Here is an 11,861-nt window from a genome sequence, read left to right on the forward strand (position 1 = left end):
CCTTTCAGCCAAATTTCGGCGAATCCTACGAGTTGTCAGGTGGCCGGCGCGCAGTCCGGCGGCCGCGCGCGTCAGCCGAGGCAGCGCGCCAGCGCCTCCCGGAACGCGGCGGGCCGCTCGGCCGGTATCAGGTGCCCGCAGCCGGCGATCGTCTCGAAGCCGGCGCAGCGCGCGAGCGCCCAGTCCGGCACGTGCCAGCCCGCGCGCGAGCGGTCGCCGGCGACGAGCCACACCGGATGGCGCTCGAAAACTTCGGAGAGCAGCTGCAGATAGCCGGGTTCGCCCGTCGTCGCGACGACCGAGCGTCCCATCGCGCGCAGCGTCGACGCCGGCTGATGCGCGAGCCAGCGGCGCGCATCGTCGAGCTGGCGCGGCGACGGTTCGTCGATCGCGCCGCGCAGCCAGCCGGATGGATCGCTGCGCAGGCCGTCGAGCATCGCGTCGGCTTGCGCGGGTGACATGCGGCCGACCGACGCCGACCAGAATGCGTCGTCGAGCGTGAAGTTGCCTTCGACGTTGACGATCCGGCGCACGCGCGCCGGATGGGCATGGGCGAACAGCATCGCGATCGCGCCGCCGACCGAGTGACCGACGAGATCGACCGGCTGCGCGCCGTAGTGCGTGTCGACAGCCTGCCGCAGATGCTCGACCTGCGCGGCGAGCGTGATCGCGTCGACCGGCGTGTCGCGATGGACGCCGTAGCCGAGCAGGTCGGGGGCGAGATGCGGGCCGGGCCATGCGGGCACGTCGAACGTGCCGATGAAACCGTGGACGAAGACGACGGGCGGGGTGGGCAGGCTCATTGGACGGTCGACGACGGAAAGGGCGGCAATTCGAGTCCGGCGAGCAGTTCGTCGAGTTCGAGCACGTGGGTGCGATCGTGGTCGAGCAGCTCGCGCACGAGTTCGTCGAGCGACATCCGGCGGATGCCGTCGCGCAACCCGCAGCGCGCGAGTTCCGGTGGCTGCAGCGCGGCGGCCGTCGCGCACAGCGCGGCGCGCCCGGCGTGGAACGTGGCAAGCGCGTCGTCGAGCGGCTGTGCCAGGTAGTCGCGCTGCGCGGCGAGCGCCGTCCCGTCGACGGAGGCGATCACCGGCAACTCGTGCGCGCGCACGACTTCGATGCGTTCGGCGAACACCGCGTCGAGGTCGCGCAGGTGGCATGCGTGCTCGACGAGCGAGAAGCCCGTGCCGGCCGGGCGGCGCGTTACGAGCGCGGCGGGAAGGTGCGCGGCATACGCGGCGATCCGCGCAGGCATCGCGGCCAGCTCGACGACGACGTCGGCGAACGGCAGCACCCGTGGAAATGCGCTGAATACCGCGCCGTAGCTGAACAGCGCGCCGCCGATCCGGCCGCGCGCCTGCACGACGTCATGCCCGTGGCGGCGCATCACGTCGGCGACCATCGCGCCGCAGAACTGCCGGGCCGTCGTATCGGCTTCGATTTCGGGGAATTTGTGCGCGATTTCGTGCTGGATCGCGCCGATCGCGGCGACGCCGACACGCGACAGCGCCGCGAATTCGACATAGCGCTCAGGCCGCGCGATCAGCGCTTCGAGTTGCGCGCCGAGCGGCGTCGCGCGAAAACGGTCGAAACGGGAATGCATGATGGAAAGCGTTTGTCGGCCCAGTAACGTGTCAAAACGATACGTTACTGGGCCGACGGCGTCAACCGGAGCGCTTCGGGCAACGCGCTGCATTACTCCTTGCCGGTGCCCCGGGCTGCCTGTTCGATCAGCTTCGCGACTTCAGCGGGATGCGAGATGTAGGCGACGTGGCTCGACTTGAGTTCGATCGTCTTGCTGCCGGCGCGTTGCGTCATGAAGCGTTCGAGCTCGGGGTTGATCGCGCGGTCGGCGGTGGCGACGACCGCCCAGCTCGGTTTCGTCCGCCATGCGGCGTGCGTGATCGGCACGCCGAACGACTGCGCGGCCGGCGTGACTTGCGAGATCGCCATGAATTTCGCTTGGGCGGCCGGCACGTCGGCCGCGAAGTCGGCATGGAACGACGCTTCGTCGAAATACAGATGGCCGTCTTCGGTGGCCTTGATCGCCTTTGTCGCGGGCGGCGTCTTCTTGGTCAGTTCGAGCGGGCTTTCGCCGGTGTCGGGCTGGAATGCTGCCACGTAGACGAGGCCCGCGACCTTGTCGTCGTTGCCGGCTTCGGTGATCACCGCGCCGCCGTAGCTATGGCCGACGAGGATGCTCGGGCCGTCCTGCGCGTCGACGACGCGCCGGGTCGCCTTCACGTCGTCCTCGAACGACGTTTCCGGCTGCTGCACGACGGAAACCTTGTAGCCGTCACGTGTCAGGATGTTCGAGACGGCTTGCCAGCCAGAGCCGTCGGCGAAGTAGCCATGAACCAGCACGACGTTCTTGACGGGGGCGGCGACGGCCGCATGCGAGCCGAGTGCGGCGGCGGTCAGGGCGAGTGCCGCGGCGATCTGGCGGACTTGGGAAAAGCGCTTCATTTTCATTCTCCAGAAGGAAGACAGGGTAGGAACCGTCGGATATCGACAGGCGTCTTGTTCCGTCGATGAAGTCATCCTACTAGTAGGTAGGATGACGTGCAAGAAGAAATCACGGCTGGAAAAGAGTATCTCAGGGAGGTAAACTATCCATGTTTTTCATCCGACTAGATGGTAGGCAAAATGACGGTATCGGGGGACAGTACGGCGGGCCGCATACTCGAAGCCGGGCGGCAACTGATCATGCGGCGCGGCTACAGCGGGTTCAGTTATGCCGACATCGCCGACGCGATCGACATCAGGAAGGCGAGCATTCACCACCACTTTCCGACGAAGGCGGATCTGGCGGTCGCCGTGCTGCAGCAGTCGCAGGCGAAATTCGATGCCGACATGGCGTTGCTCGACGCGAGCGGTGCCGACGCGCTGGTGCAGATGCGCGCATACATCGGCTACTGGGAACGCTGCATCGCGGACGACAGCGCGCCGTTCTGCGTCGCCGGCATGCTCGGCGCGGAGTTGCCGGCGCTGCCCGACGAAGTCGCGCGGGCGGTGAAGGCGCATTTCGACGACCTTGCGGCGTGGCTGGTGCGCGTGCTCGACACCGGGGTGAAAGACGGCGTCGTGCAGCCGGGCGTGTCGGTGCAGACCGAGGCCGCGACGTTCGTGTCGCTGGTCTATGGCGCGATGCTTGCCGCGCGGGCGTACGGCAATGCCGGGATGTTCAGGGACGTGACCGCTGGGGCGGTCGAGCGGCTCGCGGTGCCGCGCAACCGCGCGTGAGCCGTGCCGCGTCGGCGGGTAGCGAAGGCGCCCGGCGGTCATGTGGAGTCGCCAGACGCCACACGGCTTACGTGCGCTTCCCGGCCTCGGCTTGCGCGCTCAATGTCGCTTTCAGCGCCTGCAGTTCGGCCGTGAATGCCGGGCTGAAGTCCTCGGCTTCGAACAGCGGGCGGATTTCGATGTCGGAGTCGCCGCGCATCGGATTCGGGCAGCGCTTCACCCATTCGACCGCTTCTTCCATCGATTTCACCTGCCACAGCCAGAAGCCGGCGACGAGCTCCTTCGTTTCGGCGAACGGGCCGTCGATGACGGTGCGGTTCTTGCCGGCAAAGTGGACGCGCTTGCCGCGCATGCTCGGCTGCAAGCCGTCGGCGATCAGCAGGATGCCGGCCTTCGCCAGCTCCTCGTTGAAGCGGCCCATCGCAGCGAACATTTCAGGGTCGGGCATCCGGCCGGATTCGGAATCGGCGGTGGCCTTGACGATTACCAGGACGCGCATGGTCGTATCTCCTTGGGGGGGTGGTCGAATGATCGTCCGCCGGAAGGCGAACGGGCTTACGACATCAGGACGGCCGGCAAGCAGGGAAATCGACAACGGAGGTGAAAAAAAGCGCCGAAGGGCAGGCTGGAACGGCGGGTGGCGCGGTGCCGGGGCGCGATCGACCCGAGACTTTCCGGGCGGGCCGCCGCGCACGGCTGCGAGGCGGCCCGCCCGACGGGCAAGTCAGTGCGATCCGTCAGTTCCCCGCCGGCGGCGCCTTCGGGCCGTCGCCGAGTTGCGCGCGCAGCCGCGCTTCCTGCTCCTGCAGCTCGGGCGTGAATTCCGCGCCGAAATCCTCGGGCGAGAACACCTGGCGGATCTCGATGTCCGATTCGATCGGCATCGGGTTCGGACAGCGCTTGACCCATTCGACGGCTTCTTCCATCGAGTCGACCTGCCACAGCCAGTAGCCGGCGATCAGTTCCTTGGTTTCGGCGAACGGGCCGTCGATGACGGTCCGGTCTTTGCCGGAGAAGTGCACGCGCTTGCCGCGCGAACTCGGGTGCAGCCCTTCGCCGGCCAGCATCACGCCGGCCTTCACGAGTTCCTCGTTGTACCGGCCCATCGCGGCCAGCAGTTCGGTATCGGGCATTGCGCCCGATTCGGAAATGGCCGTTGCCTTGACGATTACCATGACGCGCATCGTTGTGACTCCTTGAACGGGAAAGGGAAGATCCGCGACCGGCCGGCCATGCGGACGGCAAATCGATCGGTTACGACACTACGACGCGCGACGATCGCGCGAATCGACATCGCGCGAAAAAAATCTCGATGCCCGATGACGCGGCGAGTCGCGCAAGCCGGTTGATTCCGGTACGGGTCGATCATGCCGCGGCGCGCTGGAGCCGCCGGTCAAAACTGGTATGCTGGTCTGCATTACGTTCATGCGGAGGGCGCCATGGCAACGAAGGAAGTCTCGAAGAAAAAGTACCTGAAGATTCTGAACAAACGCCTGCGGGCCGAGCCGGATGCGCCGGCCGGCGCGTCGTTCGTGTTCTTTCCGCTCGGCGCGAAGGCCAAGCATGCGACGGGCGTCGTGGCCGGCGAGCCGCGCAGCAAGCGCGAACTCGCGGTGATGGCCGCGGTCCAGAGCAAGGCGTCCGCCGAATTCGTCGTGACCGGCGCCTGACCGGCGACGGGCGACGGACTGCCGGCTGCCGCACGCGACAGCGCGTGCGCTATGCCGCGGCCGCGTCGCAATGCGCGATCACACCGGCGATCACGCGCGCAATGTCGTGCGTGATCGCCGGGCCGTGCATCGGCAGGATGATGTCGAGATCGAGCGCCTGGATGCGGCGCAGCGCGCTCGCCAGGTGCGCGAGCGACGGCAGGTAGTCCGAGCGCGTGATCGCGTCGAGGATCGCGGGTAGCGGATCGTCGGCATCCTCGCGGCCGAAGCGCATCAGGATGTCCGACGACAGCAGCGCCTTGTACGCCGGCAGGTACACCACGAGCGAATCCCACTGATGCACGTGTTTCGTGAAGACCGGCACGACGTCGATGCCCGACAGCGTCCTCGGTTCACCGTCCGTCAGCGGAACCGCATGCACGCCGAACACGTCGGCAAGCCCCCAGGTACACATCGGATGCCCGTACGCGACGAGCGCCGGGTTGGCCGCGAGGAAGTCGGGCAGCGCGCCCATTTCGTCGGCCTCGAAGTGCGGGACGATCACGCTGCTGACCATCGACGGCGCGATGCCGATGGTGTTGAGTGCCGCGCTCAGTTGGGTGAAATTGGAACGGGTGCCCGTTTCGACGCACAGCACGTCGCCGTGCGTCGATCGTACGAAGAACTGGCTGAAGCTCAGGTTCAGCGTTTCGACGTAGGACGTGGCGCGAAACAGGCCGTCGCGGACGACGTCGATTCGGGAGGCGCTCATCGGGGATCCTCGCGCAGGGAAGGGAGCCGGGCCGTCCGCGCGTCGCGGGTTGCGGTGCGGCAGACGGCAGCAGTCGATCTTCCGATCCAGTCTAGCAGCGCGGCCCCGGATCCGCGAACCGGGGCGACCCCTTGGCCGAGCCGCGTCAGTTTTTCAGCTTGTAGCCGGTGCGGAACATCCACGCGACGACTGCAAGCAGGATCGCGAGGAACAGCGAGGTCGCCGCGAGGCTGATTCCCACGTGCACGTCGGCCAGCCCGTAGAACGACCAGCGGAAGCCGCTGATCAAATAGACGATCGGGTTGAACAGCGTGACGATGCGCCACGCGGGCGGCAGCATGTCCACCGAATAGAAGCTGCCGCCGAGGAACGTGAGCGGCGTGATGATCAGGAGCGGCACGAGCTGCAGCTTCTCGAAGCTGTCGGCCCAGATGCCGATCACGAAGCCGAACAGGCTGAAGGTGATCGACGTCAGCACGAGGAACAGCACCATCCAGAACGGATGCAGGATGTGCAGCGGCACGAACAGGCCGGCCGTCGCGAGGATGATCAGCCCGAGCAGCAGCGACTTCGATGCGGCCGCACCCACATAGGCGATCACGATCTCCCAGTACGACACGGGCGCGGACAGGATCTCGTAGATCGTGCCCGTGAAGCGCGGGAAGTAGATGCCGAACGACGCGTTCGAGATGCTCTGCGACAGCAGCGACAGCATCACGAGGCCCGGCACGATGAACGACCCGTAGCCGATGCCGTTCACGTCGCTGATGCGCGAGCCGATCGCCGAGCCGAACACGACGAAGTACAGCGACGTCGAGATCACCGGCGCGATGATGCTCTGCATCAGCGTGCGGCGCGTGCGGGCCATTTCGGCGCGGTAGATCGCGCGGATGCCATGCAAATTCATGTTCGCCATGTGCGTTAGGCCCCTTGTGCGCCGTTGCGGCGGTTGTCGATCAGGCTGACGAAAATGTCCTCGAGCGAGCTCTGCGTCGTATGCAGGTCGCGAAAGCCGATGCCGGCCGAGCCGAGCGCGTTGATCAGAGTCGCGATGCTCGCGTCGTCGCGCTGCGAGTCGTAGGTGTAGACGAGCGCGTTGCCGTCGTCCGCGCGCTCGAGCCCGAACGCGGCGAGATCGGCCGGCACGGTCGCGAGCGGATGCTCGAGCTGCACGGTCAGCTGCTTCTTGCCGAGCTTGCGCATCAGCTCGCGCTTCTCTTCGACGAGCACGAGCTCGCCGCCGAGGATGATGCCGATCCGGTCGGCCATTTCCTCGGCTTCCTCGATGTAGTGCGTGGTCAGCAGGATCGTCACGCCGCTTTCGCGCAGCGAGTCGACCAGCTTCCACATGTCGCGGCGCAGCTCGACGTCGACGCCGGCCGTCGGCTCGTCGAGGAACAGGATGCGCGGCTCGTGCGACAGCGCCTTCGCGATCATCACGCGGCGCTTCATGCCGCCCGACAGCGTCATCAGCTTGTTGTCGCGCTTGTCCCACAGCGACAGCGCCTTCAGCGTCTTCTCGATGTACGCGGGATCGGGCGCCTTGCCGAACAGGCCGCGGCTGAACGATACCGTCGCCCAGACGGTTTCGAACGCGTCGGTGGTCAGCTCCTGCGGCACGAGGCCGATCATTTCGCGGGCGGCGCGGTACTGGTCGCGGATGTCGTGACCGCCGACCGTCACGCGGCCTTCGGTCGGCGTGACGATGCCGCAGATCGAGCCGATCAGCGTGGTCTTGCCCGCGCCGTTCGGGCCCAGCAGCGCGAAGATCTCGCCGGGGCGGATGTCGAGGGTCACGTGCTTCAGCGCCTGGAAGCCGGACGCGTATGTCTTGGAGAGGTCGGAGACGGAAAGGATCGGTTGCATGCTCACGGATGGCACGGCCGGTCGGTCCGACGCTGCGCGCCGCGCGTGCCCGGAGCCGCCGCAGCGAAGCGGCGGGGCGGGGGCGGCATGGCGAACGGGCGTCATGTCGAACGGCGTTGTGGTGCGGGATCGCAGGACCGCCATATTAGCAATCGGAAGATGGAAATGCATTTCGACGGCAAGGACATGCGATGCCGGTGCGCGATTTGCGTGAAATGCGCGCGTTTGGCTCAATAAAGCGATGCTTTATTGGAATCGAGTGAACAATGCGCACGGTTTTCGGGCAATCGGATGACGCTCGCGTGAGCGCTTGGCGGCCGGCACGACTGTGCTGCCCGGTCGACGCCGCGCCGTACCGGGACGGCGTGCGCCGCGCTCGCGATAATGCGTTCCTCTCACGTCCCAGGAGCGGTGCGCATGTCTTTGATCGATTTCAAGTCCGTCGCGGCGGCCCAGGCCGTCGCATGGCAATCCACGATCGTCGGCGAAGTCGGCCCGGCCCGGATCAAGGTGCTGCGCATGGACGCGCAGCCGTACGAAGCCGAAGTGCACGATTACAACGAGGGCCTGCTGGTGCTCGACGGCAGGCTGATGCTCGAGGTCGACGCGCGGACGGTCGTGGTCGAGGCCGGACAGATGTATCTCGCGGTCGCCGGCACGCGTCACGCGGTGCTGCCGGGCAGCCACGGCACGCTTGCGATCATCGACGTGTGAGCGTGCGCCCTCGTGCGTGCGGCCCGCCTGAGGCCCGCACGCCGGGGCCTCGCGCGGGTCGGCCGCCCTTATTCGAACGCGCGTTGTACAGCCCCGGTATTTGTCTGAGCAAATAAAATGAAGGCCGTTTGAAAAATTGTCAAACGCCCTGCTCGCACTAGGCGCGCGCGGTCCGGCGCGTTTGGAACTCTGCATCCATTTACTTGTGCGTATCGTCCGATCATAGTCTCGACCAACGACGCATCACGATAACGAATCAAGCGTACGTATGGAGACCACACCATGAGACGCCTTTCCGAGGGGCCGGCCGGACGGCCGTTTTGCTGCTTTTCGCCGGATGCGGGCGCGACGCGAGTCGCGTGCCTGCGTCATCACATCGCGTTGCCGCTGTAGCGACGCTCCACTTCCCGTTTCGATTGCTCCGACGGTGCCGTGCCGCATGACGGCGCCGCCGGAGAGCGCTTGCCTGCCGCGGCGGTCCTGATCACCTTTGCCCGACCGGCAACGCGGCGCGCATTGCGCGCATCGTCATGCGCCGCGCGCCGTCGCGGCGGCGCGATACCAACCGGCGGGCCACGCAGCCCGTCCGGACGAGACCTGTCGTACCTCAAAAGGAGGGGTTGATGTTTTGCATTCCTGAATGGCGGAAGGCGATCCTGTCGTGCGCCGTGCTGGCGCTGCCGTTCGTCGCCGGTTGCGGCGGCGGCGACGATCCGGGCCCGATCAACGTGCCGCAGTGCTCGGGCAGCGCATGCGGGCCGAGCGGCGCCGAGACGACGCCGCCCGTCGTGAAGAAGCTGTGTCCGGATTCGCTCGACTACACGACGACCTACACGGGCGGCGCCGGCAGCGGCGAATACGTGAAGGTGAAGTTCGACACGACGAAGCTGACGTATCAGATGCAGTTCATCGAGTCGTCCGTGCCGACGTCGGCGGGGCAGGTCAACGACACGCGTGCGGGCCTGACGATCAGCGGCGCGTTCCACCATCCGGCCAATCTGCCGACCGCCGAGCAGAACCGCTGCGCGTTCGTGCTCGACAGCGGCGCGACGAGCGACGGCGCGTATGCGGTGACGATCAATCGCGCGGACCCGCCGATGCTGTTCGTCGGCAACGGGGTGGTCGGCGGCGGGATTCCGGGCGCGACGATCGCGTTCGCCGGTCTCGAGCCGTTCCCGGGCGTCGTGCTCGGCACCGTGCCGTCGCGCACCTTCGATTTCTATCCGTTCATCGGCTTCACCGACACCGAAACCGATTTCTCGAAGGTCGCCGGCAACTACAACGAACTCGGCATCCACCTGTCGCCGGTCGGCGGCAGCGCGCAGAGCAGCACAGGCGCCGTCGGCTGGCAACCCGATGTCGTCAACTGGAACCAGACGTTCAATGCCGACGGCTCGTGCACCATCACGGCGGGCAGCGACTACTCGTGCCAGACCACCGGGACGCCGTGGGCGTTGCGCAAGAATACGGACGGTTCGTCCGACAACGTGTTCGTGAGCCACCCGGTGGCGAAGGCGGGCGGAAACCTCATCTATCCGTTCGCGGGGCAGGGCTCGGCAATCGTCATCGTCGCGCCGAGTCAGGCGAAGGGCATCATGATCGTCGGCAAGCTGAACGGCGTGCTGGTGCCGATCGTGATTCGCGTGGGCTACACGCATATCGACGCGAGCAACCTGCTGGCATCGGTCGCCGATGCCGAGGTGGGGATCTCGATGCTGTCGCGGACCACGGCCGTCGGCGCGAATTCGCTGAAAGGCGGGTTCATCGGCGCAACGAGCGCGTCCGCATGCGGCGTCGTGGCACCCAGTACCGCGACGTTCGCGATCGCGACGTCGGGGCCGAGCTTCAACAACAACGTCCCGCATCCGGATCTGCCCGGCACCTTCGACGGCACTTTCTTCCTGGCGCAGGCCGGCAGCTGCAACGACGGCACCGCCGTGTCGACGATGGCCGCGAACTATACGTCGACGCTGTTCCAGGGCGCCACCGCGGCGTTCATCGATCCGCAGACGTCGTCGGTCACATCGCAGTTCGCGCTCGACTACACGCAGGCGACGCCCGGCAAGATCAAGGTCACGGCCTCGCAGGACTTCGACGCGAAGGGGGCGAACGGCAATGTGGCGATCTTCGGCAAGGGTGACACGGGCTGGCTCGTGACGGCCGGCAACGTGTACGCGATGGTCGTCAACAACAGCAAGGTCAATCCGTTCTTCACGGTCGGCGCATTCGTCCAGTAACCGCGGACTGAACCCGGAACACCGGCGGCACACGCGTTGCCGCCGGCGAATCGAAATTCAAGAGGAATCCTATGAATGTGAAGTATTGGATAGCCGCGGCGTCGCTCGCGCCCGCGCTGGCTGCCTGCGGCGGTGATGGCGACCCGCCGCCCGCACCGGTGGTCCGGCTGTGCCCGCAGGCCATCGACTACGGCACGGTGTTCGTCGGCGGCTCCGGTTCGGGCGAACTCGTGAAGGTGCAGCTCGACACGACGAAGATGACGTACCGGATGACCTACCTCGCCTCGCCGGTGCCGACCACCACCGGCACCGTGCAACCGACGCGCGACACCGCGCCGGCCAACGTCGTCGACGGCACGCTGGCCGACGAAACGGGCCTGCCGACCGTGAAGCTGAACCAGTGCACGTTCCGGATGCAGAACGCGAGCCTCGACCCGAGCCGTCCGGCGCGCCTGTTCCTTGGTGAAGGTGTGCTGGGCGGCGCGATTCCCGGCGCGACGATCCAGTTCGACGGCGTGATCGGTGTCGGCAGGATTCCGAAGACGACATTCCCGTACTACCCGTTCATCAGCTTCTCGTCGCTCGAAACCGATCTGTCGAAGATCGCCGGCACGTACAACCAGCTCGGCTACCACCAGGTGCCGTCGCAGAACTTCCAGCCGGTGGCGCTCGACCAGCAGGTGACGATCCACGCGGACGGCAGCTATGTCGAGACCGACAACTTCGGCAAGAAGAACGGCGGCCAGCCGCTCGCGTCGAGCGCGACCGTGAACCAGCCATTCACGCTGCGCCCGGACGCCCCGGCGTTCCAGTCGCTGAACTACCAGCCGCAGATTGCGCCGACGCTCGCCGCGCTCGATCCGGCGAAGGCCGGCAAGGGGATCCTGATCGTCGGCAAGCTGCGCAACCAGCTCGTGCCGGTTTTCATCCGCACGGGCGCCGCGAACGCGGACCTCACGCAGGGCCCGCCGAGCGCCGACGACGAATCGGGCATCTCGTTCCTGAGCCCGCAGGCGGCGATCGCGCAGGGCTCGCAGAACGGCGAGTACACGGGCGTCGACAGTGCGTTCAACTATCGCGCGACCGCGCTCGTCGGTGCGCAGGCGACGCTGCTCGATCCGTTCAACGCATCGCAGGCCGCGCTCACGCGCGCGCTGAACCTCGACTACACGCAGAAGGTGCCGGGCGTCGTGACGACCGTCCACGCGGACGCGGCGGCGGGGCCGGCGACCGGCAAGTTCGTGTTCACCGGCGGCGTGTTCGGGTTGCTCGACATGGCCGATACGCGCAATCCGTACTTCACGGTCGGTGCGTTCGTGCAGTAACCGCGCATGGATGGAGACACGGCGGCGCCGCGCGCAACGGCGCGGTGCCCGG

Annotated in this window: 13 protein-coding genes; 5 read left to right on the forward strand and 8 right to left on the reverse strand. The window is 66.8% G+C overall.

Annotated elements, in window-relative coordinates; genetic code table 11:
• Positions 1–71 precede the first annotated feature (71 nt).
• From U4Z64_RS21995 to U4Z64_RS22005, 3 genes are all read right to left on the reverse strand, one after another.
• Positions 72–803, reverse strand: a complete 732-nt coding sequence (locus tag U4Z64_RS21995) for an alpha/beta hydrolase (protein ID WP_321821075.1) — start codon at positions 801–803, stop codon at positions 72–74.
• The gene (locus U4Z64_RS22000) at positions 800–1,606 is read right to left on the reverse strand and encodes a DinB family protein (RefSeq protein ID WP_321821076.1); all 807 of its coding nucleotides are present in this window, start codon (positions 1,604–1,606) and stop codon (positions 800–802) included. The genes U4Z64_RS21995 and U4Z64_RS22000 overlap by 4 nt, the downstream gene beginning before the upstream one ends.
• 92 nt (positions 1,607–1,698) lie before the next feature.
• Positions 1,699–2,469 carry an alpha/beta hydrolase gene (locus U4Z64_RS22005; RefSeq protein ID WP_321821077.1) on the reverse strand — a complete coding sequence of 257 codons (771 nt, stop codon included), beginning with the start codon at positions 2,467–2,469 and terminating at the stop codon, positions 1,699–1,701.
• A gap of 180 nt (positions 2,470–2,649) precedes the next feature.
• On the opposite strand from U4Z64_RS22005, the gene U4Z64_RS22010 reads away from it, so the two are divergent.
• Positions 2,650–3,246 carry a TetR/AcrR family transcriptional regulator gene (locus U4Z64_RS22010; protein WP_124485126.1) on the forward strand — a complete coding sequence of 199 codons (597 nt, stop codon included), beginning with the start codon at positions 2,650–2,652 and terminating at the stop codon, positions 3,244–3,246.
• 67 nt (positions 3,247–3,313) lie between these two features.
• Here U4Z64_RS22010 and U4Z64_RS22015 read toward each other — a convergent pair whose 3' ends face one another.
• Together U4Z64_RS22015 and U4Z64_RS22020 are read right to left on the reverse strand one after the other, a co-directional pair.
• Positions 3,314–3,745 (reverse strand): YciI family protein, encoded by a 432-nt coding sequence (locus U4Z64_RS22015; protein ID WP_044844390.1) that lies wholly within the window; start codon positions 3,743–3,745, stop codon positions 3,314–3,316.
• 238 nt (positions 3,746–3,983) lie between these two features.
• Positions 3,984–4,430: a YciI family protein gene (locus U4Z64_RS22020; protein ID WP_321802238.1), complete on the reverse strand. Its 447-nt coding sequence runs from the start codon at positions 4,428–4,430 to the stop codon at positions 3,984–3,986.
• 255 nt (positions 4,431–4,685) lie between these two features.
• On the opposite strand from U4Z64_RS22020, the gene U4Z64_RS22025 reads away from it, so the two are divergent.
• Positions 4,686–4,916 (forward strand): hypothetical protein, encoded by a 231-nt coding sequence (locus U4Z64_RS22025; RefSeq protein ID WP_044844388.1) that lies wholly within the window; start codon positions 4,686–4,688, stop codon positions 4,914–4,916.
• A 49-nt stretch (positions 4,917–4,965) separates the two neighbouring features.
• On the opposite strand, the gene U4Z64_RS22030 is transcribed toward U4Z64_RS22025, so the two are convergent.
• The 3 genes from U4Z64_RS22030 to U4Z64_RS22040 form a co-directional block, all read right to left on the reverse strand.
• Positions 4,966–5,667 carry an MBL fold metallo-hydrolase gene (locus U4Z64_RS22030; protein ID WP_321821078.1) on the reverse strand — a complete coding sequence of 234 codons (702 nt, stop codon included), beginning with the start codon at positions 5,665–5,667 and terminating at the stop codon, positions 4,966–4,968.
• Positions 5,668–5,812: 145 nt separating this feature from the next.
• The gene (locus U4Z64_RS22035) at positions 5,813–6,583 is read right to left on the reverse strand and encodes an ABC transporter permease (RefSeq protein WP_044844386.1); all 771 of its coding nucleotides are present in this window, start codon (positions 6,581–6,583) and stop codon (positions 5,813–5,815) included.
• A gap of 5 nt (positions 6,584–6,588) precedes the next feature.
• The gene (locus tag U4Z64_RS22040) at positions 6,589–7,533 is read right to left on the reverse strand and encodes an ABC transporter ATP-binding protein (protein WP_124485130.1); all 945 of its coding nucleotides are present in this window, start codon (positions 7,531–7,533) and stop codon (positions 6,589–6,591) included.
• Positions 7,534–7,950: 417 nt separating this feature from the next.
• On the opposite strand from U4Z64_RS22040, the gene U4Z64_RS22045 reads away from it, so the two are divergent.
• The 3 genes from U4Z64_RS22045 to U4Z64_RS22055 all read left to right on the forward strand — a co-directional run bounded on the left by U4Z64_RS22045 (position 7,951) and on the right by U4Z64_RS22055 (position 11,809).
• Positions 7,951–8,247, forward strand: a complete 297-nt coding sequence (locus U4Z64_RS22045; protein WP_321821079.1) for a cupin domain-containing protein — start codon at positions 7,951–7,953, stop codon at positions 8,245–8,247.
• A 623-nt stretch (positions 8,248–8,870) separates the two neighbouring features.
• Complete coding sequence (locus U4Z64_RS22050; RefSeq protein ID WP_321821080.1) at positions 8,871–10,484, forward strand: DUF2957 domain-containing protein; 1,614 nt, start codon at positions 8,871–8,873, stop codon at positions 10,482–10,484.
• 71 nt (positions 10,485–10,555) lie between these two features.
• Complete coding sequence (locus U4Z64_RS22055; protein WP_321821081.1) at positions 10,556–11,809, forward strand: DUF2957 domain-containing protein; 1,254 nt, start codon at positions 10,556–10,558, stop codon at positions 11,807–11,809.
• Positions 11,810–11,861 lie beyond the last annotated feature (52 nt).

This window comes from Burkholderia sp. BCC1996 (assembly GCF_905339955.1).
In the GTDB taxonomy this organism is placed as follows: Bacteria; Pseudomonadota; Gammaproteobacteria; order Burkholderiales; family Burkholderiaceae; genus Burkholderia.

Excerpts from the sequence above, each read along its gene's own strand:
- U4Z64_RS21995 (WP_321821075.1), bottom strand. The coding sequence starts at position 803 with ATGAGCCTGCCCACCCCGCCCGTCGTCTTCGTCCACGGTTTCATCGGC.
- U4Z64_RS22000 (WP_321821076.1), bottom strand. The coding sequence starts at position 1,606 with ATGCATTCCCGTTTCGACCGTTTTCGCGCGACGCCGCTCGGCGCGCAA.
- U4Z64_RS22005 (WP_321821077.1), bottom strand. The coding sequence starts at position 2,469 with ATGAAGCGCTTTTCCCAAGTCCGCCAGATCGCCGCGGCACTCGCCCTG.
- U4Z64_RS22010 (WP_124485126.1), top strand. The coding sequence starts at position 2,650 with ATGACGGTATCGGGGGACAGTACGGCGGGCCGCATACTCGAAGCCGGG.
- U4Z64_RS22015 (WP_044844390.1), bottom strand. The coding sequence starts at position 3,745 with ATGCGCGTCCTGGTAATCGTCAAGGCCACCGCCGATTCCGAATCCGGC.
- U4Z64_RS22020 (WP_321802238.1), bottom strand. The coding sequence starts at position 4,430 with ATGCGCGTCATGGTAATCGTCAAGGCAACGGCCATTTCCGAATCGGGC.
- U4Z64_RS22025 (WP_044844388.1), top strand. The coding sequence starts at position 4,686 with ATGGCAACGAAGGAAGTCTCGAAGAAAAAGTACCTGAAGATTCTGAAC.
- U4Z64_RS22030 (WP_321821078.1), bottom strand. The coding sequence starts at position 5,667 with ATGAGCGCCTCCCGAATCGACGTCGTCCGCGACGGCCTGTTTCGCGCC.
- U4Z64_RS22035 (WP_044844386.1), bottom strand. The coding sequence starts at position 6,583 with ATGGCGAACATGAATTTGCATGGCATCCGCGCGATCTACCGCGCCGAA.
- U4Z64_RS22040 (WP_124485130.1), bottom strand. The coding sequence starts at position 7,533 with ATGCAACCGATCCTTTCCGTCTCCGACCTCTCCAAGACATACGCGTCC.
- U4Z64_RS22045 (WP_321821079.1), top strand. The coding sequence starts at position 7,951 with ATGTCTTTGATCGATTTCAAGTCCGTCGCGGCGGCCCAGGCCGTCGCA.
- U4Z64_RS22050 (WP_321821080.1), top strand. The coding sequence starts at position 8,871 with ATGTTTTGCATTCCTGAATGGCGGAAGGCGATCCTGTCGTGCGCCGTG.
- U4Z64_RS22055 (WP_321821081.1), top strand. The coding sequence starts at position 10,556 with ATGAATGTGAAGTATTGGATAGCCGCGGCGTCGCTCGCGCCCGCGCTG.